Genomic DNA, 23,532 nt, shown 5'->3' with positions numbered 1-23,532 from the left:
ATCCCACAGAACGGCTTGGCCTTCGCACCGTTCCTTGCCTTATGCAATCGGCCTGGTGCTGGCCGCGAACCGCATTGATTAGTCGCAGATCTCAAATTCAGCCTAACGCCGTATTACCGCCTATTGGCCCTGTGCAATTAACCTAAATTCCAGGGGAATTTCAGCATCTGATGTCGTTAACAGAGGCCTATTGGCTCCTTAATCGAAGCCCCGCGTTAACCCTGAGTCGCAGCTAACATTTTACCAACATCGCATATTGGGGGGCGCATAGGAGACCAACTATGCGTCAGAAGATTATCTATGCCATGCCGATTGCGGCAATGATGTTTGCAGCCACACCAGCAATGGCTGGCGAACGTGCCCAAGGCGGCTTTCGCGTCAGCGCGCAAGTCCCTGTTTCATGCAAGATTGAACCTGGCGTCTTCAGCGCTCAGGATGACAATGAAGTGGTAACGGGCACTTTGTTCGAGGCGTGCAACACCAATCGCGGTTTTTCCGTGATCGCCACGCACCGTGAGCTGGCCGTGGGTGAGCGTGTTCGTGTCCGTTATGGCCGCGACACCAGCGACCTGAACCCGGGCGGGTTCTCTTTGGTCGCTATGCGTGCAGGCGCGCGCTTCGGCCCAGTGCCGGTGACGATCCAGACGGGTGATATTGCACAGCCGATCTCGATCAGCTTTGCATTGACGGCTGTTTAACTTACCCATCAATACGAAATTCAGGCGGCCAGCATCCAGAATGGGTGTTGGCCGTTTGCTATTCCGGCTGTGCGTTGGTCACGTGATAGTCGCGCCGGATGCGCGTACTATCAGAGCAGTGATTAGATTGCGCTAACCGAAACTCTGACACGGTCGGCATATTTGCCAGCTTCGGCAAAGAACGGCTCAACCATGACCCGCAGTGGATGCATATCACCGAGTGAATCTGTGTGCTCCACGAACTCGCGGCCATTTGCGCCCATCAGATCGACCTTCTCACCGCGCATGCGCAGTACGTAAGGGATCTCGTCACGCCCTTGGGAATGGCGCAGCACGCCTTGGTTTTCAGAGGTGAATTCAACGCGGTAGGGCGAAGTGCTCCAAATCCGCAGGCCAAAGGGATCAGACCGAGTAAAGGCATCGGGATCAAGCGTGCCAAGGTTGATGCGCCGCACGCTGCCGCGCCCGCTGGCGCCGACTATGCGCAATGCGACCGTCGATGGAATATTGACCCGCACCGACAGTTCCAAGGTATCAACCAGATCCCCGGCTCCATCGCGCAGGGTGACTACGAACTCGCGAGAATAGACGCCAGCATCAAGCCCCCATTCCGTCGGAAAACTGAGCTGAACGCGCACCCCACGCCCGTTGCGGGTGCCCGGGACGCCGCGCAGGAACAGATCGTTGTTGATCGGACCCGCGGTTGCATCATCTGCGAGCACTTCAAGACGCTGTCCGCCGGAGCTGAAATTGAAGTCGACCGGATCGTCAAAGGCCACACTGTCCCGGCGAGCGATGCGCAAGAACGCTTCACAGGGTCCATTACCTGCCGCATTTCGCACCCGGACTTCAAAATTCTCGCGTGCTCTCTCACCAGCGCCGATTTGAATGCCGGAGACATTTACGTTCTCTGTCGTATCAACGAATTCTGGACGGCAGCCACCATCTTGGGCGGAAACCGATGCGCTCGCGCATAGTGCGCCAGCAACAAAAATGGTGCGAAGAATGGTCATAATCTGCTTCCTTATTCCTCGATCGCCGGGAGTCTTACGTCACCTAGGCGGAACAAACCGTCTGAATCTTCCGGCACGGTAAACTCAAAGCTCGATGCGCCGTTATCATATGTGACGCGGTAGCTTTTGCCCGGTGCAAACCCGATCATGCCAAAGCGGCCTGTAGAATTGGTGAAGAACTGCTTCTCTTCAAATTCATCATCGTCGAGTGCGACAATCGTGCCAGAGACGAGCGAGACAGGCTCTTCACCGCGGTAGAGATTGCCGACGATACTAACGAAGTAGTCATTCCCGACTTCAAGCGAGTAGCCTAGCCCGGTATGGCGGATCCAGCCGGACTGAGCCTTCGCCGATGTCATACCCGACAGCTCCGCCTTCTACGTCATATTGCACAGTTTGTTCGGTGTAGGACGATAGGCGGCCTTGGAGCGCGCCGCCGAATATCCCGCTATTCGCCTCGTATTCGTTGTCTGCCAGCGTGCGTCCGGTGATCACTTCACCGTCAGACAAGGTTTCGTGTGGGTGGGCGATTACAAACGCATCGCGCACTGGGCGACCGATCGCGAATTCTTTGCCAGCAAATGCGAGCGAGGTGCCAACCTGCAAGCGGTAACGTTGTTCTTGATCGATACTGCCAAAATTGTCGCCCGCGGTGAACGCTGAGAAACGCGTGTCGAAGCGGTTTGAGGTGTAATCAAACGAAGCATCAATGCGTGACTGATTGGGGTCGGTTGTGACACCAACATCATAGCCAAACGATCCAACGCGGTTCTCGCTGCCTTTCGACAGGTTCGCACGGAATGTTTCGGACCGGCTGCGATAATCGGCAAGGGCGCGGGTGCTTGGGCCAAACACATAGGATACGGCAACGCGCGTGCCCCATTCATTGCCAAAGGCATCGCCGGTCCCATATTCCGCGCCGATCGTCACTTGCAATCGATCGCTGACGCGATGGATGTAATCCACGAAGATGTTGGTCAAATCATCCTGAGGCCCAGAGCGGTGCGAATAAAGCGCGCTTACCACCATCCGGCCCCGTTCGGTAAGGGTACGGTTATAGTTCGCACTGACCGTCACCAAATCAAAGGCCACCGGAATAAGATTGGATATGGTGGTGAAGCCTTCGCCCGTATAATCCACATTGAGCGTAAAGCCGCTGCGATTGGTGAAGCTGTTGCCGCCAGTAAAGCGGTAGCTCGCCCGTGCAGCAAACCCAGTTCCGCTAGCTTCACTGAAACTGGTGGCCGCTTGCAGATCGAAGAAACCAGGAATGAACTGCGGTACGATGCTGCTTTCCAGACCGAACAGCTGCACGTCTTCAGAAATCTGCGCCGCTCCGCCCAGCACCAGATTGTCGGACACACCGCGGCGATAGAGCGCGGTCACGGCAGGATCGTCGGTGTAGTTAGGCTCAAAGGCGAGGTCGCGAGCGATGAAGCCCGCTGCAAAAGAGTATTCCTCCTCGCCTGCTTCCAAATCAAGTGGTTGGAAGAAGTAGTCGAGGTTGACCAGTTGCTCGCGCCCACCGGAATCGCGAATTCTCAGCTCGACATCGTTGGAACCCAGCTGAACTGGGAGGCTGGCGAGATCATAAGTGCCGGCATCCAATTCCAGCCGTTGAAATTGTTCGCCATTGATGACGACATCGACGGTTGAGCGATTGTCGAGGAAAATCTCGCCCGAACCCAAACGGGCAGCGGGCAGGAATGGATCGAAGACCCGACGGCTCTTCTCAACACTGACGCCGCCTAGGAACGGCGTACGCAGCAGGCTGAGCGATTCCAAACGAAGATCACCTGCGGCGAAGCGGCGAAATTTCTCCCGCTGGTCATAGACCGCGCGCACGCCGCGGCGCGAAAATCGCATGCCATCACCAAGCTGGTCCGAATATGCGCCATCATATTCAACCACAATGTCGCCAATGCGGGTTGCGCCATCGAAGAAGAACTCAGGCCTGAATTCTTCTTCTTCGGTGTCATATTCAAGGTTGGTGTTGATGTTGAGATAGGCAGAGAAATTCTCAGGCTCGAGCAATGCTAACTGCTCGCGACTGCTACTCGTATTCTGGGCGATCAAATCGCGTGTTTGCCGCAAGGTGCCATCGATCTGAACGATCGTCACCTCCAGCAGGTTCTGATTGAATGCCAGCTCAATTCCCGCCTCGCTCAGCGGTTCTGGGCGGATATTCTCGCGGTTCGCACTATAGGTGTCGAAGCGGCGCAAACCTTCTTCATTGAGCAGCAAGGCGAGCTGCTCACGCAGCATGTCTGTGCCAATCAAGACGCTGCCATCACGCTCGACTTTTACCGCCACATCGCCAAGCACTTGGGTGCCTGAGACAAGTGGAACGTTAAACTCTAGGGACGGGCGCTCCTCAACCGTTTCCACTTCGGTTTTGCGATTGATGAATGTGATGCCTGAACGTGTTTGAACAGCAGGTTCATCGTTCGCTGGAGCAGCCGGTTCGCCCGGTTGCGATTGAGAGTCTTGGCCAATTTCATCACCGACCGGGTCCGTTGGTGAACTGTCCTGCGCATGAGCAACGCTGGCAAGCGGAGCGTGCAAACACCAGGCAAGTGCAACCAGGCTCAAGGAAGGAGATTGGAGGGCAATCTTAGTGCGGCGCATCATCGCCTCACTGTTCTACTGGTGTGTCGATCTCGATCGTAACCGAGGTCGGATCGAGTTCGACGTCCATCGGGACGAAAAACAAGCGATCTTTGCCCGGAGCGACCACACCTGCGCCGATAAACCTTGCGATTTGCTCAGGGGTGTATTCCGCTTCGAAGGGCTCGCCATCGGTGCGCGTGCCGGTCATCCGCCATGTGGAAAGACCAGCTAGGAAGTAGCGGTTGCCATCATTGCCTACCAGAACTTCCAGCCCCTTTTCTGAGCGGGTGGGCGGAGGAGCGTTAGGATCCTCAGCGGTCTCGGTGGCTTCGGCAGTAGGGATTTCGATTGTTGCAGGCGGAGTGACTGGTGTGGCGCCATCATTCTCAGCAGCGGTCTGGGCTGCGTCGCGAGCGTCTTGCTCAGCTTCCAGTGCAGCTTGCTGTTCTGCGGCGCGCTGGGCTTCCAGCTCGTTGATCTCGCTTTGGAGCAGCGGGACTTCGCGGGTAACCGCGCTGACCTGGCGGATCACCGGCTCGGAGCGTGCGCCCTCTGGGAACACGTTCATCAAGACGTTGTAATTGATGACGACCTGAACCTGCGATCGCGAATTGGCATCGACTTCAACCGGCAGTTGCCGGATCGACATGTAGTAGATTTCAGAATTCTTGAGATCAGGATTGCCGACATATTGAACGCGGAAAACCTGACGTGCCTTGCTCTTCAGCAAGATTTGCGTGGGGAATACCAGAAAGTCTTCTTCGGCTGGAGTTAGCTCAAGCTCACCCTCGGTCGAGATGTCACCGCGCATCATCAGCACTTCATAGGCGATGTCATTGTTGGCATCGCTTACCATTTCAATGCGTGTGACTGCACCACGGCCGTCGGGCTCGAGGTCTGCAATCATTGGAGAAACGCGAGCTGCCATTGCGGCGCTAGGCGTTAGTATTAGAGCTAGCGCACTTAAGGCTGCCCAAATCGGCCGAAACATGGAAAAATCCCCCTTCAAGTCAACAGTGCGCCCCTGCACAGTGTCTTGATAACCTCGAAACCGACCCGTATTTTTTGTTGTTGGCCTTCGATAAGGTCCAAATATCGCTTCGTGCAAGTGAATTAACTCTTAACTGAGAGCTGCTTGCCCGAGCTGTGTCTTTTGGGTTGAACCGTTTTGGCTTCTCACCCGGAGTTGAAATGGGGGAAAGGAACGAATTCCTCTCCCCCAATCTCATATTAAGCGAAGTGTCGCTTAGATTGCGCCGAGTGTAACGGTCGCAACAGCAGCGTAGAAGCCAGCCAATGGACGTGGCGATTCTTGATCGTTCACGTTGATCACTGTGCGCAGTACTGCACGGTTGTGGAATGCACCGGTTTGCGCAACGGTAGTTGCTGAGCCGTCCGCAGTGCGGTGCTCAACGGTTGCGAAGTCAGTGTTGTCATCCGCACGCAGGCGAAGACGGTACTGCAGTTCATCAGTGAAATCGTCGGCGTCTGGGCCGTCATTCGTCTGCAGGAAGTTCTGCATCGCGTCACCTTCAAGAGTGATCGAAGCAGGATAGTTGCAGCTTGTCCAAATGCGCTGACGCTCAACATAGCGATTTTCGGTCAGTGACAGAGCGTCCGAACCTGAATCTTCTTCAATGTCGAGAAAGCCGAAAAATACGGTTTCAGGATCGTCAACGCTGCATTCGAATTGAACGAGTGCAACAACGCCGAAATCATCAGAAGCGGTCGCTGATTGAGCGGCAGCCGGTGATGCAGCAAAAGCAGCGCCGAGTGCGCCAGCCATAAGTAGTTTCTTCATTAATCTTCCCCTCTAGAAAGTAACTAAGTTACCAAGTCTGAGACGCCCTGATTATGTTTTCCTCGACGCGAATCGAGTGCGAACCTGGTAAACAAGTTATTAACGCGTAATCGCGCATATGCAACGACTCATCCCGATCTATCGACAAGGGAGTCTGATTTTAAAGGGTAAATTGATGTAACGTGACGCGGTTAAGTCACTTCTGTTTCAATTCGAAACAATGCAACATCGGCACCTTACCGTTATTTTCGCTCTGACTGGCGTTTTTGCCTTTTGGTTAATGAGCTTGGCCGAATTGAGCGGTCAAGACGGATCATTACTTGGCAATTGAAGTGGGCCTGCGAGAAAAATGTGGGGCGTTTGCGATAAGGCAGCCTCCATAAAGGAAGTCATTCGCTCCAACGGTAATGTGAAAATGGTCGGGGAGAGAGGATTCGAACCTCCGACCCCCTGTACCCAAAACAGGTGCGCTACCTGGCTGCGCCACTCCCCGACCGGTCATCAGCGCTTGTTCGGCTTAGGCCCCGTCAAAGGAGCGCCGACAAGGCGATGTGAGGCGCGCCTATTAGGAGCGGTTTATCGGGATGGCAAGCGGGTTCGGCAAGCGCCACAAAAAGCGGTGGAGGAGAGGGCTGGGCGGTGGGTGACAAATGAGCGGTCCGCGAGCTAGAACCGGGCCATGGCCAGACCCCAAACACACGATGCGATTCCCACCGCGCGGTCCCACCCAGACCATCCTGAGTGGCAATATCTCGACCTGATGCGCCGCATATGGAATGAAGGAAGCGAGCGGACCGATCGCACCGGGATAGGCACGCGTTCTATAATGGGCGCGCAATTGCGGTTCGATCTGGCGGATGGAGCCATGCCGCTGCTGACGACCAAAAGGGTTTATTGGAAGACGGCAACGCGGGAAATGCTGTGGTTCCTGACTGGCGAGACCAATATTCGCCCGCTGGTGCTACAAGGCGTGAAGATCTGGAACGAATGGCCACACGCCAACTACGTTAAGGCCACGGGCGAGGACATTCCCCTCGATGATTTCGTGTCGCGGATTGCGGATGACGAGAAGTTTGCAAAGCGCTGGGGCGATTTGGGTCCGGTATACGGCAAGCAATGGGTCGATTGGCCGACCTATCGCTATCGCAAGGATGGGCTCTACGAAAAGGGCGAGGGCATTAATCAGATCGCGCAAGTGGTTGAGAGCCTGCGCACATCCCCGGGCAGCCGCCGCCATATAATAGAAGGCTGGAATGTGGCGGATCTTGATCAGATGGCGCTGCCCCCGTGTCACAAAACCTATCAGTTCCACGTCGATGGCAGCGGGTCAGAGGCGCGGCTCAATTGTGTTTTGTATCAGCGCAGTTGTGATGTCGCGCTGGGCCTGCCGTTTAACCTGTGGTCAGCGGCGCTTTTGCAGCGGATGATCGCACAGCAGGTTGATATGCAACCGGGTGAACTCGTTTGGATGGGCGGGGACGTGCACCTCTATCTCAATCACGAGGAATTGATCACCGAGCAACTGAGTCGCGAACCACAATCGCAGCCAATGTTTATGATCACGCGCAAGCCCGAAACAATTTTCGATTACAAAATTGAGGATTTCAGGGTCGATGATTACGCGCCATTGCCCCCGATCAAGGCACCTGTTGCGGTGTAGCGGCATTCGCTTGACCGCTCTCACGCGTTGAAATAAAAATTCGTGACAACGCAATTATTGCAAGCCCATCGTCCGAGTGGGTTATCCAATTGGGAGAGCGCTGATATGGCCGACAAGGCCTCAGGCAATAGCGGCGACAGTCCGCACACCGGCGACAATCGACCGGCCTTGGCACTGCACGTGCCCGAACCGCGGTCGCGCCCGGGCGATCCGGTCAATTTCGCAGATGTGGACGTCGGTGCGCCTGGCGATATGCGGCGCCCGGATGAAGGCTGCGCACCCGGCGATATGAAGGACTTAGCCTATGGCTTGGTCCGCGTGCTTGGTGACGATAACAAAGCATACGGTCCGTGGGACCCTAAACTTTCGCCCGATACTCTGCGCACAATGCTGGGCCATATGGCGATGGTCCGCGCCTTTGATGAGCGGATGTTCCGCGGCCAGCGTCAAGGCAAGACCAGCTTTTACGTGAAGTGCACAGGCGAAGAGGCAACCAGCGTATCTGCGTCGATGGCGCTGGCTGGCGACGATATGATTTTCCCAAGCTATCGCCAGCAAGGCATTCTGATTGCGCGCGGCTATCCTCTGATCGAGATGATCAACCAGATTTACTCGAACAAGGGCGATAAGTTGAAAGGTCGCCAGTTGCCGATCATGTATTCCAGCCGCGAGCACAGCTTTTTCAGCATCTCTGGCAACCTTGCGACCCAGACCCCGCAAGCGGTCGGTTGGGCCATGGCGAGCGCGATCAAAGGCGACAGCCGGATCGCGGCGACCTGGGTGGGTGAAGGCTCTACGGCTGAGGGCGATTTCCACAGCGCCTGCACCTTTGCGACCGTTTATAATGCACCGGTTATCCTGAATGTTATCAACAACCAGTGGGCGATTAGCAGCTTCTCTGGTTTCGCCGGATCAGAGCGGACGACCTTTGCCGCACGCGCGCTGGGATATGGCCTCGCTGGCCTGCGGGTTGACGGCAATGATGCGCTGGCTTGCTACGCTGCACAGCTATGGGCCGCAAACCGGGCCCGCGCCAATCAGGGACCGACTCTGATCGAATATTTCACCTACCGTGCAGAGGGGCATTCCACCTCAGATGATCCGTCCGGCTACCGGAGCGCTCAAGAACGTGAGGAATGGCCGTTGGGCGATCCTGTCATGCGGCTGAAGAAGCACATGATCGCAATTGGTGAATGGGATGAAGAGCGCCAACAAGCGATGGACCTCAAATGCGCGGAAGAAGTGAAGGCCGCTACGAAGGAGGCCGAGAAGAACGGCATTCTGGGGCACGGCCTGCACCATCCGTTCAAGACGATGTTCGAAGACGTTTTCGAAGAGCTGCCCTGGCATCTCAAGGAACAGGCTGAGCAGGCCACGCGTGAACGCGAGATCAAATGGCCGGATCAGCACCCCAAAGATGGAGCTGGCAAATGAGCGCGAGTGACGTGAAAAGCGCCAACCCTGAACAATCACAAGGGCAGGGGCAAAGCCAGGGTGAACGCCGGATCAATATGATCGAGGCGATTAACGAAGCGCTGGACATTATGCTGAAGCGTGATCCCGACACCATCATAATGGGCGAGGATGTCGGCTATTTTGGCGGCGTGTTCCGCGCGACGGCTGGGCTTCAGGAAAAGCACGGCAAAACCCGTGTGTTCGATACGCCAATCTCTGAATGCGGCATCATTGGTGTCGCTGTGGGGATGGGGGCATATGGCCTGCGTCCGATCCCGGAAATTCAGTTTGCTGACTATATCTATCCCGGCCTTGATCAGCTGGTGAGTGAGGCGGCGCGGCTGCGCTATCGCTCGGCGACCGATTACATTGCGCCGATGACTGTCCGCTCTCCCTTTGGCGGCGGGATTTTTGGCGGGCAAACACACAGCCAATCTCCCGAGGCTTTGTTCACCCATGTCGCGGGTCTGAAGACAGTAATCCCGGCGACGCCCTATGATGCCAAGGGTTTGCTGATCGCTTCCATTGAAGACAATGATCCGGTGATCTTTTTCGAACCCAAGCGGATTTACAATGGCCCGTTCACTGGCTTTTACGACAAGCCAGTTGAGCCGTGGAAGCGGCACAAGGATAGCGTGGTTCCAGAAGGCTATTACAAGATCCCGCTCGGCAAAGCGCGTCAGGTAACCGAGGGCGAACAGCTCACCGTGCTGGCTTACGGCACGATGGTGCATGTGGCTGAGGCGGTTTGCGCGGATAAAGGCATTGAGGCCGACATTCTCGATCTGCGCACGCTGATGCCGCTCGATATTGAAGCCATCGAGGCTTCCGTGAAACGCACGGGCCGCTGCTTGATCGTACATGAGGCGACCCGCACGTCCGGCTTTGGCGCAGAGCTGTCTGCGCTAGTGACTGAGCGCTGCTTCTATCATCTGGAGGCGCCGGTTGAGCGCGTCACCGGATTTGACACACCCTATCCGCACAGCCTCGAATGGGCCTATTTCCCTGGTCCGGTTCGTATTGGCGAAGCGATCGACAAGATCCTCAAGGATTGATCTGACATGAGTAAATTTACATTCAACATGCCTGACGTGGGCGAAGGCGTGGCAGAGGCCGAGATCGTCGAATGGCAGGTCAAGGTCGGAGATCAGATCGAGGAAGATCAGCACATCGTCGATGTGATGACCGACAAGGCTACGATCGATATCGAAAGCCCGGTGACCGGCACTGTTACTGAAGTCGCTGGCGAGGCGGGGGATATCGTCGCGGTTGGCGGGATGTTGTTGGTGGTTGAGGTCGAGGGCGAAGATGCGCCGGAAGCCAAAGAGGAAAGCGCCAGCGAAGCGGTTGAACCTAAGCCTCCTGCCGAACCAGAGCCGACACCAACTGTTGAAGAGCCTTCCTCTTCTCCTGCTCGTGCTGAGCCTGTCGAAGCACTGTCTTCCTCTTCAACCGAGCCTGAGCGGAAGAAGGGCAGCCCTTCGGAGTCGAAGACGGCGCCTAGCGCCACCAGCTCAGGGCAGGCTGAGACTAAAGTTCTCGCCACGCCAGCCGTGCGCAAACGCGCCCGCGATCTCGGCATTGATCTGGGCGAGGTGAAGCCCGCCGCGGATGGCCGCATTCGCCACGCTGATCTCGACGCTTTCCTGTCCTACAATGCAGGTGGCGGATTTGCTCCCGCTGGCGCCGCGCGCGCCGACGAGCCAATCAAGGTCATCGGCCTGCGTAAGCGGATCGCGCAAAATATGGCCGCCTCAAAGCGCTCGATCCCGCATTTCTCATATGTCGAAGAAGTCGATGTGACTGAGCTTGAGCGGATGCGTGCTGACCTCAACGCCAATCGCGGTAACAAGCCAAAGCTGACTATGCTGCCGCTGCTCATCAGCGCATTCTGCAAGCTGATCCCGGATTATCCGATGATTAATGCGCGCTATGATGACGAGGCGAATGTCGTCACGCGCCACGGCGCGGTGCACCTCGGCATGGCCGCTCAGACCGATGGCGGCCTGATGGTGCCGGTGATCAAAGATGCGCAGTCGAAAAACATCTGGCAGCTAGCCCGCGAAATCGGCCGTTTGGCTGAGGCTGCTCGTGATGGCTCGGCCACGTCAGAGGAACTTTCCGGCTCAACACTTACGGTGACATCGCTCGGTCCATTGGGCGGGGTGGCAACCACGCCGGTCATCAATCGGCCAGAGGTTGCGATCATTGGCCCCAACCGCATTATCGAGCGGCCAATGTATGTCACCGGCCCGGATGGCGCAGAGCGAATCGAGAAGCGCAAGCTGATGAATATCTCGATTTCCTGTGATCACAGGGTGGTTGATGGCTATGATGCAGCAAGCTTTATTCAGGACGTAAAAAAGCTGGTTGAGACGCCCGTTTTGCTGCTGACGGAATAAAGTTTTCAAAATGGCAAAAAATGACTGTCAGAGCCGTTGACAGTCAGATCAGCGGGGCCTAATGGCCCTGCTCCCAAGCGGTGCAAACCCACATTATGCGGGTGTAGCTCAGTTGGTTAGAGCGCCAAGCCTGTCACGCCGGAGGTCGCGAGTTCAAGTCTCGTCACTCGCGCCACTTGGGACCTTCCAAATCGATATAAAATACTCAGGCCTTTTGCAGCGCCTGATCCAATCACTCAACCGATGGGTTGAGTTTTTATCTGCTTTCGATATACTCAACCATATGGTTGATAATGGACGGCAGCTTGATTCTGTATTCCGCGCACTGGGTGATCCAACCCGGCTGCGCATGATAGAGCAGCTCGCCCAAGGTGAGCGCACGGTTAGCGATCTGGCTGCGCCACTGGATATGACCCTTGCTGGGGCCTCGAAACATGTCGGTGTGTTGGAGCAGGCGGGTTTGCTGACACGTGAGAAGCGTGGGCGTGAGCGCATCTGTGCGCTGAACGAGGAATCGCTCTTCGCCGCGCGTGATTGGGTTGAGCGCTACAGCGCGTTCTGGTCCCAGCGCCTCGACGCACTCGATCAAGTATTGAAGGAGGATGGTGATGACTGACTTTGGCAAGCAGACGGGGCCTCAGCAAATCGAGTTTACCAGGCGATTTGACGCTGGAATTGAGAAGGTCTGGCAGTTCCTGGTCGACCCTGAAAAACGCAAACTGTGGTTTTGCGGTGGATCAACGGATGGTCAGGCTAGGCGGACAGATCGTCTTTGAATTTGACCATCGACGTCTTTCAGAAAGCGCTCCACCAGATAAGTATGCATCGGAAGAGGTGACGACGCATCGTGGTGAAATCCTTGAATACGAACCGCCCCATCGGTTCGCGTTCACTTGGTTCGAAGCTGAAGATGGAGGTAAGAGCACGGTCGAGGTCACGTTAAAGTCGCTGGGCGGCGGCACGACCGAACTCCACCTTGTTCATACAGGCGTTGCCGGGCGCGACATGCTGGTTGGGGTGCTCGCTGGTTGGCATGGTCATTTCGACCTACTTGCCGAGGTATTGGTTGGTTCGCGTCAATCTGACTTCTGGGTCATCGATCAGGCGCTTGAGGCACAGTATGATCAGATGATCATTGGTTAGTTCACTTCGCAGCCTTCGCGATCCTCTCCACCCGCGCGCACCCATAACAGGGCGTTGCTGAGCATCTGCCGATAGATCGGATCATCATAGCTGGTGTGATTATGGCCGATGGCGGAATAGAACGCGCGCCCTCTGCCAAGGCAACGCACCCAGGCAATCGGATGGCCTTCTGGCCCGCCGCCCATGCGCAAGTCCTGAACCGGGCCGTAGAGCAGGTTCTCAGGGCTGTAGCTGTCCTCATCCAGGCCCATCAGCGGTACAGCATCGCCCAATTCCGCACTGTCAAAGCTGTACCATTCATCATTGTGGACCCAGTCCGCTGGTAGGCCCTGCATAACCGGATGCTTGGCCGCCAGGTTCACCACACGCGCATCCTGAAATTGTGGATCAGCCGGATGACCGATGAATTGTGGCCCGATCACGCTCTCATCATACCAGCTCCAATCGCCGTGACTGTCATCGCCCGAGGCGTGTAAAGCGACCAAAGCCCCACCATCCTCCAGCCACTGCTGGAATGCGCGTTCTTGCTCCGGTGAAAGCGTGTCACCGGTCATATTGTTGAACACCACCAAATCAAAGCGCGCCAACTGATCGGCGTTGAAGACCGCGCCATTGGCTGTGGTGAACAGGCCCATGCCTTGCTCTGCCGTCATCTCCGCAAAGAACCGATCAGCGCCCGCAATTCCTTCATTGTGCCGCCAGCCGCGCGTTTTGGAGAAGACCAGCACGGCAGGCTGCGGCATATATTCGGTGATTTCGGGCGGGGCGCTGTCATAGGGCGCAGCAGCCTGATCAGTCTGAGCAGTGGAGGGTGCGCAGGCGGCGAGTGCGAGAGCGAGGGGAGCGATAAACCACTTCATGCGCCCACTTGTATCAGCACAGCCCCGCGCGGCAAGGAGCGGCGCCAAAGCTGGTCAAGCAAACTTAGTCCTGTTGGGGTGGTGGGTTCCAGCTGCCGGTCTCCATCCAGATCAGGAATCGTTTGAGCGGTAAAAGCCAGACCACGCCCAGGAAGATGTAGACAATCGTCTGGACCCAGCCGGGCCATGTGCTGATCGTGGTCGGCGCGAAATGGGCAATCAAGATGCCATAAGCGATCAGTGCGATAAACAGACCGATAACACCCACTGGAATTCGCCAGGTTGGTTCTTCGCGCATCGTCTTACAATCCGTAGGCTCGAGTTGGGGTGATGATCGCATCCAGGTTCATGTCATGCGGCTCGGCTGGCAACTCTTCGCAGAGTTGCACATCCCATGCCAGCCCAATGGCCAAGCGGCCCGGATGTTCCGACAGCCAGCGATCATAATGCCCACCGCCTTGGCCCAGACGCTCCCCATTCTCGGTGAAACCGATCAGCGGCACAAACACGATGTCCGGGATGATTGGGGTAGCATCCGCGCGCGGTTGAGCCACGCCGAACGGTCCGTCCTCCAGCAGGTCATCGATATAGGGATCGGCATACCTCGCGAAGGCCATCGCGCTGTCTCGCGCATCGAAGCGGGGCAGGGCTATGGTGCGGCCTTGCTCGTGAAAAAACTTCGCATAGCCTACCGCTGGGGCTTCATCCGCGCTGGCGGCGTAGAGACCAATGCTGGCAGTCTCGCTGATCCGCGATAGTAGTGCCCCGGGCGGGCGGCTAAACAACAGCGCCTTGATCGCCTCTGGCTGGGTGAGGACGTGATCGCGGCGCGCCTTGCGCAGCGCTTTGCGCAGTTCTGGTTTGCTCGGCAAAGTCACACTACCTCAATCCGTCCAATCGGCCCGCAGGACCGCAAGCCCGACCGGGCGCCCGCAGCGATGCGATCATTGATCGCGATGAGCGAGGAAGTCGCGGCGCGGATGCGCTGCGAAAAACAAGTAGCGGGACCACCATGGGCCGGACCAGGAGAAATCCTCTGACGCGAAAACGTCAGGTGGGCGCCGTATGCCCAAATCCCACGGCCGAACCGGTGGACTCAGGCAGGGACAGCTCCCGATGGATTGCTTATAGCCTCAGGGATATTCAATCGGCTCGCGCCGGGCAGCCCCGCCGCCTCCTAACTAGGGTGCGCAGGGCCCATCCTCAAGCGAAATGTCCGTAACGCTGCGCGCGGGTGAGACGCTTAGGCAGCAGAGCCTTCCAGCGCCTCGGCAAAGCTCTCCGCCTTGGCGGCCAGTTCTTCCAGACGACCTGCGATCACATCTTCGCCAAACATATCGCGCTGCTCTGCGGCTTCTTTCGCCTCTTTCAGTTGTTCGGAAAGCGATTTCGCCTCCTCGCGCGCGGATTGGAGCTCTTTGCTCAGGCTTTCGAGTTCTTCGTTTAGGCTCGATTGTGCCGAGCGCAGCTCTTCCAGTTCCGCCGCACTCTGAGCGTTCGCGGTATCGCCGCTGCTTGGAACAGGTGCGGCTGGCGCACCGCTTTTGCCACTTGCCTCATGCACTTCATCCGCCAGCATCAGCGAGGCGAACAGGAAATTCTGCGCCTCTTGCGGGGTCTTGGCGCTGCCCATGGCGGTGAATTTTGCATCGATCATGCCACCCAGCATTTCGATGTGGGCTTCTTCGCCATCGGCGCAGGCCACCTGATAGGAGCGGCCACCGATTTGCAATGTAACGGTACTCATTCTTCCAGCTCCGCAATCACGCCGTCCAGCTCGCGTAGGGTATCGGCCACTTCCTCACGCAGTTTTTCGTGGTTGTTGACCAGTGTCATCACGCGGGCAGAGTTCGCGGCCTCATCTGCGGCCGCTGCCTCACTGGGCGTATCGTCTGGGGCGGGAGCTGGCGGATTGGCCGTACGCGCGGCATCCATGCGGCGAAGCGCATTTTCGATCCGTCCAATTGCCTCATCAATTCGTGCTTCACTCATGAGGTACGCGTTTACCAAGAAAGGTGAGACGCTGCAAAGCCTTGGTGATTGCTGTTGATAAGTGCTGGTAGCGGAGCGTGCAGGAACCGGGGCCAGTGGATTGTGCGGGGGTAGAGCTGGCCCCGCGCTTGACCTCCCTATGCGCCTCGGCAAAGGCTTTCGAAAAGCCGAATCGCTGCACAATCGCGCCGCTTCGGATGCATATTCAGCTGGCACCAGGAGCCCACCCGAGCATGACGACTGAACCCGCCCGCTTGCAGCAGATGGCGAACGCCATTCGCGCCTTATCCATGGATGCGGTTCAGGCCGCCAATTCAGGCCACCCGGGAATGCCAATGGGCATGGCGGATGTCGCCAGCGTCCTTTATTCGGGTCACGTCAAATTTGATCCAGCGCGCCCTGATTGGGCGGACCGCGACCGGTTCGTTTTGAGCGCTGGCCATGGTTCCATGATGATCTATTCGCTGCTGCATCTCACCGGATATGCCGCGCCGACCATGGATGACATCCGCAATTTCCGGCAGCTGGGCAGTCCGTGCGCCGGTCACCCGGAGAATTTCCTGCTGGAAGGCGTGGAATGCACCACCGGGCCGCTGGGCCAAGGCTTGGCGATGGCCGTTGGCATGGCGATGGCAGAGCGGCATTTGAACGCGAGCTTTGACGATGAGCTAGTCGATCACCGCACCTGGGTGATTGCGGGCGATGGCTGTCTGATGGAAGGGATCAACCACGAGGCGATCGGCCTTGCTGGACACCTTCACTTGGGCCGATTGATCGTGCTGTGGGATGACAACAACATCACCATTGATGGATCGGCGGATCTGTCAACCAGCGAAGACATCAAAGCCCGCTATGAAGCGACAGGCTGGCACGTGGTCAGCTGTGACGGGCATGACTTCGCTGATATTGAACGCGCGATCTCAGAGGCGAAGGCCGATGGCCGCCCATCGCTGGTCGCTTGCAAAACTGTGATTGGTAAGGGTGCCCCGACCAAGCAAGGCACTTCGGCAACGCACGGTGCGCCGCTAGGGCCGGACGAGATTGCCGGTGCCCGCGAGGCGCTGGGCTGGCCGCATGAGCCATTCACGGTTCCTGCTGAAATTCTGGCAGACTGGCGAGCGACCGCCGATATGGGCCGCGAAGCACATGGCGCATGGCAAACGCGCCTCAACGGTTCTGCGCAAAGGGAAGAGTTTGAGCGCCGCATGGCGGGCGATCTGCCGAGCACCTTCGATCTGGATGGCTATATCCAGGGTCTGATCAAAGATCCCGTCAGTGTCGCGACCCGCAAGGCAAGCGAAATAGCGCTGGCGGAAATCAATCCGATTTTGCCAGACACCATCGGTGGCAGCGCCGATCTGACCGGATCGAACAACACCAAGGCTGGCGGGATCGAAGCGTTCTCCGCTGACGATTATTCGGGCCGCTATGTCTATTACGGCATTCGCGAGTTTGGCATGGCCGCCGCGATGAACGGCATGGCGCTGCACGGCGGGGTCATCCCATACGGCGGCACGTTCCTGGTGTTTACCGATTATGCGCGCGGCGCGATCCGCCTGTCCGCTTTGCAACAGGCGCGCGTTATCTATGTGATGACGCATGACAGCATCGGGCTGGGCGAAGATGGGCCAACGCACCAACCGATCGAGCATGTCGCCTCGCTGCGCGCGATGCCGAATGTGCTGGTGATGCGCCCATGCGATGCGGTTGAAACGGCGGAATGTTGGCAAATCGCGCTGGAGCAGCGGGATCGTCCGTCCATTCTGGCGCTCACCCGCCAAGGCCTGCCTCAGCAGCGCCTAACCGATGCTGGTGAGAACCTCTCCGCACGCGGCGGATACCGGACCAAGGCCGCAGGCGCGGAGCGCAAGGTTGTGATCTACGCCACTGGCTCCGAAGTCAGCCTAGCCGCTGAATGCGCCGCCGAGCTTGAAGCTCAGGGCATCGGCACAGACGTTGTCTCCATGGTCTGCACCGAACTCTTCGACGAGCAGGACACGGCCTATCGCGACGATATTCTGGCGGCGGGCGAAGACGTCCTGCGCGTTTCAATCGAAGCGGGCACGACCTTTGGCTGGCAGAAATACACCGGCATTGGTGCAGGCGCGCTGAACATCGGTATCGACACATTCGGGGGCTCTGCCCCGGCGAAGGATCTGTTTGCGCATTTCGGCCTTACTGCCGAAGCGATCCTTCCAAAAATTCACAACAAATTAAACGGTTAAGCAGGAGTTCTCATCATGGCGACGAAGGTTGCAATCAACGGTTTTGGTCGCATCGGACGGCTTGTGGCGCGCGCCATTCTGGAGCGCAGCGGTCACGATCTGGAGCTGGTCTCGATCAATGATCTGGCGGACACAAAGTCAAACGCTCTGCTGTTCCAATATGACAGCACGCATGGCCGCTTTCCCGGCACGGTAGAGGTCGGCGACGGCACGATTGTCGTCAATGGCAAGAGCATCGCCGTGACCAGCGAGCGTGATCCAGGCAATCTGCCGCACGCCGCACAGGGTATCGACATTGTCCTGGAATGCACTGGCTTCTTCCAAAGCCACGAAGCAGCCGAACCTCATCTGACAGCGGGCGCAAAGCGCGTGCTTATCTCCGCGCCAGCGAAGAACGTCTCCGCCACCGTCGTTTACGGGGTGAACCACGATGTCCTGACCGCGGATGATGTGATCGTCTCCAACGCCAGCTGCACCACCAATTGCCTCTCACCCGTGGCGAAGGTGCTGAACGATCTGGTCGGGATTGAGCGCGGTTTCATGACCACGATCCACTCCTACACTAATGATCAACGCATGCTGGACCAGATGCACGGCGATATGCGCCGGGCTCGCGGCGGCGCGCAGAACATGATCCCAACCACCACTGGCGCGGCGCGCGCGGTGGGTCTGGTGCTGCCAGAGCTGGCGGGTAAGCTCGACGGGTCTTCCGTCCGCGTGCCAACGCCAAACGTCTCACTGGTCGATCTGGTGTTCACACCGGGCCGCGACACCAGCGCGGAGGAGCTGAACGCGGCATTGAAGGCTGCATCGGAAAGCGGTCCGATGGCAGCCGTTCTCGATTACACTGATCAACCGCTGGTGAGCAGCGATTTCAACCATCACCCAGCCAGCTCGACCGTCGACAGCCTGGAGACCAGCGTGATGGAGGGCAAGCTAGCCCGCGTCGTGTCGTGGTATGACAACGAATGGGGCTTCTCCAACCGGATGATCGACACCGCTCGGCGTGATGGCGAAATTCCTGTAAGGAGAAGCCTGATCGATGAATATGCTGGAACTGCACCCTGAATATCTGGCTGCCTTGGCGCGGCAATTCGGATTTCTGGGTGCGTTCCTAGGCGGTGTATCGGCGACATTGTTCGTCACGCTCCTGACCTTGGCAAAGCCGTCCAAGGTCGTTCGCTGGGCCATTGGTCTGGCCGCTGTAGCGGCAGCTGCCTTTATTGTGACAGCTTACATGAGCGTTGGTGTTATTGCGCAAAGTCATCCAAACGCGCCTGACATGGTCGCTGCTGGGCCTCGTACTATTGTGCAAGTGGGGATGAGCCTTAGCTTCGCCATCGGCACCTTTGCGTTGCTTGGCGCGATTGGAGTGAGCGGTTGGTCGCGGTCAAAGACGCTGGGGTATGTCACAACAGCGGTTGCGGTGCTTGCCGCATTGCCGCTTTTGGCTGATCTTGCCTGAGTAACGCTAGAGAAAGTGTTTTAATGCCCAACTTCAAAACCCTCGATGATTTGCCCGCCGACCTGACTGGCAAGGTTGCGCTGGTTCGCGTCGATCTGAACCTGCCGATGCAGGGTGGATCGGCCAGCGATCTGACGCGGGTTGAGGCGATTAAGCCGACCGTTCTGGAGCTGAGCGAGAAGGGTGCGAAGGTCCTGATGCTAGCGCATTTCGGACGTCCGGGCGGCGCGCGCCACTCCGCGCTATCGACCAGCATGGTCGTGGGCGATGTTGAAGGTGTGCTGGGCAAGGAGCTGATGTTCATTGCAGAGGTCGCTGGCCCGGTGGTGGACCAATCAATTGGCATTCTGCGCCCCGGCGATATTGGCCTTCTCGACAATGTTCGCTTTTGGCCTGGCGAAGAGGCGAATGATTCGAATTTCGCGCAAAGCATCGCGACGCATGGCGATTTTTACGTCAATGACGCGTTTAGCGCCGCGCACCGCGCCCATGCGACAACAGAAGGCATCGCGCATCTTCTCCCCGCCTATTCTGGCCGCGCGATGGAGCGTGAACTCACCGCGCTCGACAGCGCGCTGGGCAATCCGGAAACTCCGGTTGCGGCCGTGGTTGGCGGGGCGAAAGTCTCCACTAAGCTCGATGTTCTGCAAAACCTCGTCGGCAAGGTTCAGCATCTCATCATCGGCGGCGGGATGGCCAATACCTTCCTTGCTGCGCGCGGTGTGGATGTCGGCAAAAGTCTCGCAGAACATGATCTTATCGAGACAGCCTCGAAAATTATGGACGAGGCCGATCATTCCGGCTGCACGGTGCATCTACCCTATGACGTCGTGGTGGCCAAAGAGTTTGCCGCCAATCCGGCGAGCCTTCGAACCTGCAATGTGCACGAAGTCGCTGGTGACGAAATGATACTCGATATCGGTCCACTCGCGACGGAGGCTTTGGCCGATGTGCTCAAGACTTGTCGCACTCTGGTATGGAACGGCCCGCTCGGCGCGTTTGAGACAGAACCGTTCGACACCGCGACCATGGCGCTGGCTCGCCATGCTGCGGCGCTGACGCAGGAAGGTTCGCTGATCTCGGTCGCGGGCGGGGGCGACACCGTCGCTGCCTTGGCGCAAGCAGGTGTGACGGGCGATGTGACCTATATTTCAACCGCTGGTGGCGCTTTCCTGGAATGGATGGAAGGCAAGGTGCTGCCCGGTGTTGCAGCATTGAGAGCTTAGACTATGGCCGATATTTCCGCCACGATTGAGACGCTGGAGCACCGCTTTATGCGGGCCTGGATGCGACGCGACAACCGCGAGTTGCGCAAGCTTGTGCGGCGCGACTTCATGATGATTATCGGCGCGGACCGATCGCAATTGCTTGACCGGCCTAGCTTTCTGGAGGCCGCAGAGGGCCGATTTGGTTGTTCTGCCTATCGCTTCCGCGAAGTCATCATCAACAAGCATGGCAAATGTGCATGGTTCGCCGCCGGGGTCGATCTGGAAATGCGGATCGGCGCGCGCGATTGGTCTGGCCAGTTCTGGCTCACGGATCTGTGGCGCAAGGGCGCAGTGGGCAGTGGCTGGAAACTGGCGGAGCGCAGCCTTTCGCGCACGGACCCGGAAGAATCTCTGGCCGCTGCGATCCAGAACCTGCAGCTGTGGAATTGATGCGCGCACTCTTCGCGTTCGCGGCGTTGCTGCTGGCTGCGCCGCTTGCCGCAGAAGAACCGGATTACGAGGCGTTCGGCGCGTTCCTTGAAGAGTTTCGCAAGAAAAGCGGCACCCCGGCGATGAGCGCCGTGATTGTCAAAGATCACAAGATCGCTTGGGAAGGGTACTTCGGCACCTATGATGATGAGGGCGATTTGCCGACCCGCGCCGAAACCACCTACAAAATTGCCTCTGTTACAAAGCCAATCGTCGCGACTGCGCTGATTTCAGAGCAAGCAATGGGGCGTCTTTCACTGAATACACCAATGGCGAAAGATGCTGCTTGGACGGAATTGTGTGAATACTTCGTCACCACTGCTATCCCTTTCATGTCGGGCGGGACAGATCGGCACGGCAACCCAATTGCGGCGATGCAATGCGACAAGCCGACGACATTGTCCGACATGCTCAATATGCGCGCCAATGGCGATACGTTTGTCTACAACCCAATCGCCTTTGCACGAATAGATCGCGCAATTACCGGGGCGGGCGGGCGGCCATTGAGAGACATCGTGCGCGAACGGGTGATCGATTACTCTTTGGGCCTCGATTACGATGTGGCTCTTGGATGGCGAGATCCACATGGTGGCTCGGCGCTAAGATTTTTGGCCGAGCCATTCCACGTGATTGATGGGCGGGCGGTGAAGCAATCCCTGCCTGACGATGATTTCCGCGCCGCGGCCGGCATTATCGCAAGCCCGCGGGCGATCGCTAATTTTGACATTTTCTATGATGAGGGGCGGATTTTGCTGCCGGATGATGCCCGGGCAAAGCTGATCAACAGGCCGATACCTGAGCTCGGCGATTACCAGCAAGGCTGGTTCTTAGAAGACTGGAATGGCAAGCGATTGATGTGGCATTCTGGCTGGAATGAGAAGCAATACTCGGCGCTCTACCTCAAAGTTCCAGAGAGCCGCCTCTCGCTCATCGTCTTTGCCAACACAGAGGCGATTTGGTGGGGCAATTCAGTGGTGAAAGCCGAAGTTATTGAAAGCCCGATTGCCCGGCGCTTCCTAGAGAGTTTTGTCGAATGACTGAAACCGAATATGGTTATGGCGGCGCGGTCCGCTGTGAACAGGGCGAATTTGAAGGCTGGTACCATTGGAACCACGATGCGTTTGAGACGCAGTCCGGCCCATTCTACATGCTGCGTCAGGATGATGGCAGCTACCTCAGCGCGTTTCGTGCGGAGGATCGCCATATGAACGGCGCGGGCTTTATGCATGGCGGATGCCTGCTGACCTTTGCCGATTTTGCCTTGTTCGGCATCGCCACGGATGAACTGAACGGCGGGAGCGCGGTAACGCTCAATCTGGCGGGCGATTTTCTGGGCGCGGTGCCCAATGGCTCGCTGGTTGAGGCACGCGGCGAGGTGACGCGCGGCGGGGGCAAGACGATCTTTATTCGCGGCATGGTGACCGCTGATGGCAATCCCGCGCTCAGCTTCACCGGGATTATCAGACGCTTGGGCAAGAAGCTGGCGTAAAGCCGCAATGGCCGGTTGCGGGCAGTCAAAGGGCTGGCTAAAGCGCGCTCAAACAGATCGCGCATAGGTATGCATTGGCATATTTAAGGGCATCCAAAGTGAATGGGGACTTCCGATGAATTTCGATGAAATGACGGCCAAGATCGCTGGCGGCCAGGGCTTTATCGCGGCGCTGGATCAATCGGGTGGTTCTACGCCAAAGGCTCTGCGCGGCTACGGCATTTCTGACGAAGCATGGTCAGGCGATGATGAAATGTTCGCCCGTATTCACGACATGCGCAGCCGGGTCATTACCTCGCCCAGTTTTGCCAATGGCAAAATCATCGGCGCAATCCTGTTTGAGCGGACGATGGACAGCGAGGTTGAGGGCGCCTCAACCGCCGATGCCTTGAAAGAGCGCGGCATTGTACCGTTTATCAAGGTGGACCAGGGCCTCGCCGACGAGGCGGACGGCGTGCAGATGATGAAGCCGCTCGACAAGCTTCCCGCGCTGCTCGAAAAATCGGTTGGCCACGGCATGTTCGGCACCAAGATGCGCTCTGTAATTAAGTCCGCGAACGCTGCGGCCATCGCCGAGGTGGTGGAGCAGCAATTCGCGGTTGGCAATCAAATCGCCGACGCAGGCCTCGTGCCCATGTTGGAGCCGGAATTTGACATCACCGCCGCTGACCGCGCGGAGGGCGAGCAAATTCTGCTGTCTGAGATCATGAAGGGCCTGGATAGCTTGCCGACGGGCCGCAAGGTCATGCTAAAACTGTCCATCCCGGTCGAGGGCGGCCTTTACGCCCCGGCCATTGCGCATCCCAATGTGCTGCGCGTGGTTGCGCTATCGGGCGGTTTCTCCACCGATGAGGCGTGCGAGAAGCTCGCCCATAACCCTGGCATGATCGCGAGCTTTAGCCGCGGCCTGCTGCAGGATTTGCGCGCGGCACAAAGCGATGCGGAGTTTGACGACACGCTCGGCAAGGCGATCGACAAAATCTACACCGCCAGCGTCGCGGGTTGATCCGATCCCTGCTATT

The 23,532-nt window shown here is 57.7% G+C and carries 25 protein-coding genes, 2 tRNA genes and 1 pseudogene; 17 read left to right on the top strand and 11 right to left on the bottom strand.

The genetic code is table 11. From position 1 onward, the window contains the following. The first annotated feature begins 281 nt into the window (after positions 1-281). Positions 282-698 (top strand): hypothetical protein, encoded by a 417-nt coding sequence (locus tag AC0V6Z_RS13960; RefSeq protein WP_472639037.1) that lies wholly within the window; start codon positions 282-284, stop codon positions 696-698. A 122-nt stretch (positions 699-820) separates the two neighbouring features. Here AC0V6Z_RS13960 and AC0V6Z_RS13955 read toward each other — a convergent pair whose 3' ends face one another. The 6 genes from AC0V6Z_RS13955 to AC0V6Z_RS13930 form a co-directional block, all read right to left on the bottom strand. After that, a complete protein-coding gene (locus tag AC0V6Z_RS13955; protein WP_472639036.1) occupies positions 821-1,711 on the bottom strand; it encodes a hypothetical protein in 891 nt (296 codons plus the stop codon). An 11-nt stretch (positions 1,712-1,722) separates the two neighbouring features. Further along, positions 1,723-2,070: a hypothetical protein gene (locus tag AC0V6Z_RS13950; protein ID WP_472639035.1), complete on the bottom strand. Its 348-nt coding sequence runs from the start codon at positions 2,068-2,070 to the stop codon at positions 1,723-1,725. Next, a complete protein-coding gene (locus AC0V6Z_RS13945; RefSeq protein ID WP_472639034.1) occupies positions 2,009-4,342 on the bottom strand; it encodes a fimbria/pilus outer membrane usher protein in 2,334 nt (777 codons plus the stop codon). Before AC0V6Z_RS13945 ends, AC0V6Z_RS13950 begins: the two co-directional genes overlap by 62 nt. Before the next feature lie 4 nt (positions 4,343-4,346). Further along, on the bottom strand, positions 4,347-5,228 hold the full coding sequence (locus AC0V6Z_RS13940; RefSeq protein WP_472639033.1) for a fimbrial biogenesis chaperone: 882 nt from the start codon (positions 5,226-5,228) through the stop codon (positions 4,347-4,349). A 339-nt stretch (positions 5,229-5,567) separates the two neighbouring features. Further along, on the bottom strand, positions 5,568-6,122 hold the full coding sequence (locus tag AC0V6Z_RS13935; RefSeq protein WP_472639032.1) for a hypothetical protein: 555 nt from the start codon (positions 6,120-6,122) through the stop codon (positions 5,568-5,570). Between the two features lie 416 nt (positions 6,123-6,538). After that, a tRNA-Pro gene (locus AC0V6Z_RS13930) sits at positions 6,539-6,615 on the bottom strand. 186 nt (positions 6,616-6,801) lie between these two features. Between AC0V6Z_RS13930 and thyA the strand changes: the two genes are divergently transcribed. The 8 genes from thyA to AC0V6Z_RS13890 all read left to right on the top strand — a co-directional run bounded on the left by thyA (position 6,802) and on the right by AC0V6Z_RS13890 (position 12,782). Continuing rightward, positions 6,802-7,782, top strand: coding sequence for a thymidylate synthase (gene thyA, locus AC0V6Z_RS13925; protein ID WP_472639031.1), 981 nt, complete (start codon positions 6,802-6,804; stop codon positions 7,780-7,782). Positions 7,783-7,887: 105 nt separating this feature from the next. Beyond that, positions 7,888-9,216 carry a thiamine pyrophosphate-dependent enzyme gene (locus AC0V6Z_RS13920; protein ID WP_472639030.1) on the top strand — a complete coding sequence of 443 codons (1,329 nt, stop codon included), beginning with the start codon at positions 7,888-7,890 and terminating at the stop codon, positions 9,214-9,216. A gap of 77 nt (positions 9,217-9,293) precedes the next feature. Further along, the gene (locus AC0V6Z_RS13915) at positions 9,294-10,292 is read left to right on the top strand and encodes an alpha-ketoacid dehydrogenase subunit beta (protein ID WP_472640922.1); all 999 of its coding nucleotides are present in this window, start codon (positions 9,294-9,296) and stop codon (positions 10,290-10,292) included. A 6-nt stretch (positions 10,293-10,298) separates the two neighbouring features. Then, positions 10,299-11,639: a dihydrolipoamide acetyltransferase family protein gene (locus AC0V6Z_RS13910; RefSeq protein WP_472639029.1), complete on the top strand. Its 1,341-nt coding sequence runs from the start codon at positions 10,299-10,301 to the stop codon at positions 11,637-11,639. A 97-nt stretch (positions 11,640-11,736) separates the two neighbouring features. After that, positions 11,737-11,814, top strand: a tRNA-Asp gene (locus AC0V6Z_RS13905). A gap of 108 nt (positions 11,815-11,922) precedes the next feature. Beyond that, entirely contained in the window at positions 11,923-12,255 is a 333-nt protein-coding gene (locus AC0V6Z_RS13900) for an ArsR/SmtB family transcription factor (protein ID WP_472639028.1), read from the top strand. After that, complete coding sequence (locus AC0V6Z_RS13895) at positions 12,248-12,415, top strand: hypothetical protein (RefSeq protein WP_486176496.1); 168 nt, start codon at positions 12,248-12,250, stop codon at positions 12,413-12,415. The genes AC0V6Z_RS13900 and AC0V6Z_RS13895 overlap by 8 nt, the downstream gene beginning before the upstream one ends. A gap of 58 nt (positions 12,416-12,473) precedes the next feature. Continuing rightward, entirely contained in the window at positions 12,474-12,782 is a 309-nt protein-coding gene (locus AC0V6Z_RS13890; RefSeq protein WP_486176495.1) for an SRPBCC domain-containing protein, read from the top strand. Here the strand turns inward: AC0V6Z_RS13890 and AC0V6Z_RS13885 are convergent. The 5 genes from AC0V6Z_RS13885 to AC0V6Z_RS13865 all read right to left on the bottom strand — a co-directional run bounded on the left by AC0V6Z_RS13885 (position 12,779) and on the right by AC0V6Z_RS13865 (position 15,634). Beyond that, a complete protein-coding gene (locus AC0V6Z_RS13885) occupies positions 12,779-13,642 on the bottom strand; it encodes a ThuA domain-containing protein (protein WP_472639026.1) in 864 nt (287 codons plus the stop codon). The two genes, AC0V6Z_RS13890 and AC0V6Z_RS13885, sit on opposite strands and share 4 nt — an antisense overlap. Before the next feature lie 64 nt (positions 13,643-13,706). Continuing rightward, complete coding sequence (locus AC0V6Z_RS13880) at positions 13,707-13,940, bottom strand: DUF2842 domain-containing protein (RefSeq protein ID WP_472639025.1); 234 nt, start codon at positions 13,938-13,940, stop codon at positions 13,707-13,709. A gap of 4 nt (positions 13,941-13,944) precedes the next feature. Next, on the bottom strand, positions 13,945-14,520 hold the full coding sequence (locus tag AC0V6Z_RS13875) for a 5-formyltetrahydrofolate cyclo-ligase (RefSeq protein WP_472639024.1): 576 nt from the start codon (positions 14,518-14,520) through the stop codon (positions 13,945-13,947). 365 nt (positions 14,521-14,885) lie between these two features. Beyond that, a complete protein-coding gene (locus AC0V6Z_RS13870) occupies positions 14,886-15,389 on the bottom strand; it encodes a cell division protein ZapA (RefSeq protein WP_472639023.1) in 504 nt (167 codons plus the stop codon). Then, entirely contained in the window at positions 15,386-15,634 is a 249-nt protein-coding gene (locus AC0V6Z_RS13865; RefSeq protein WP_472639022.1) for a hypothetical protein, read from the bottom strand. Before AC0V6Z_RS13865 ends, AC0V6Z_RS13870 begins: the two co-directional genes overlap by 4 nt. Positions 15,635-15,867: 233 nt before the next feature. On the opposite strand from AC0V6Z_RS13865, the gene tkt reads away from it, so the two are divergent. The 8 genes and pseudogenes from tkt to AC0V6Z_RS13825 all read left to right on the top strand — a co-directional run bounded on the left by tkt (position 15,868) and on the right by AC0V6Z_RS13825 (position 23,516). Continuing rightward, positions 15,868-17,859, top strand: a complete 1,992-nt coding sequence (tkt, locus tag AC0V6Z_RS13860; RefSeq protein ID WP_472639021.1) for a transketolase — start codon at positions 15,868-15,870, stop codon at positions 17,857-17,859. A gap of 15 nt (positions 17,860-17,874) precedes the next feature. Beyond that, a pseudogene (gene gap / locus AC0V6Z_RS13855) lies at positions 17,875-18,886 on the top strand (type I glyceraldehyde-3-phosphate dehydrogenase). 15 nt (positions 18,887-18,901) lie between these two features. Then, on the top strand, positions 18,902-19,324 hold the full coding sequence (locus AC0V6Z_RS13850; RefSeq protein ID WP_472639020.1) for a hypothetical protein: 423 nt from the start codon (positions 18,902-18,904) through the stop codon (positions 19,322-19,324). 23 nt (positions 19,325-19,347) lie between these two features. Next, the gene (locus AC0V6Z_RS13845; RefSeq protein ID WP_472639019.1) at positions 19,348-20,550 is read left to right on the top strand and encodes a phosphoglycerate kinase; all 1,203 of its coding nucleotides are present in this window, start codon (positions 19,348-19,350) and stop codon (positions 20,548-20,550) included. A gap of 3 nt (positions 20,551-20,553) precedes the next feature. Further along, a complete protein-coding gene (locus AC0V6Z_RS13840) occupies positions 20,554-20,982 on the top strand; it encodes a nuclear transport factor 2 family protein (protein ID WP_472639018.1) in 429 nt (142 codons plus the stop codon). Beyond that, complete coding sequence (locus AC0V6Z_RS13835) at positions 20,982-22,058, top strand: serine hydrolase domain-containing protein (RefSeq protein WP_472639017.1); 1,077 nt, start codon at positions 20,982-20,984, stop codon at positions 22,056-22,058. Before AC0V6Z_RS13840 ends, AC0V6Z_RS13835 begins: the two co-directional genes overlap by 1 nt. Further along, the gene (locus AC0V6Z_RS13830) at positions 22,055-22,510 is read left to right on the top strand and encodes a PaaI family thioesterase (RefSeq protein WP_472639016.1); all 456 of its coding nucleotides are present in this window, start codon (positions 22,055-22,057) and stop codon (positions 22,508-22,510) included. Before AC0V6Z_RS13835 ends, AC0V6Z_RS13830 begins: the two co-directional genes overlap by 4 nt. Before the next feature lie 115 nt (positions 22,511-22,625). Next, on the top strand, positions 22,626-23,516 hold the full coding sequence (locus AC0V6Z_RS13825; protein WP_472639015.1) for a fructose bisphosphate aldolase: 891 nt from the start codon (positions 22,626-22,628) through the stop codon (positions 23,514-23,516). Positions 23,517-23,532: the final 16 nt, after the last annotated feature.

The sequence above is a fragment of the Erythrobacter sp. SN6-5 genome (assembly GCF_057364945.1).
This window is presented reverse-complemented; position numbering and strand designations above follow the sequence as displayed.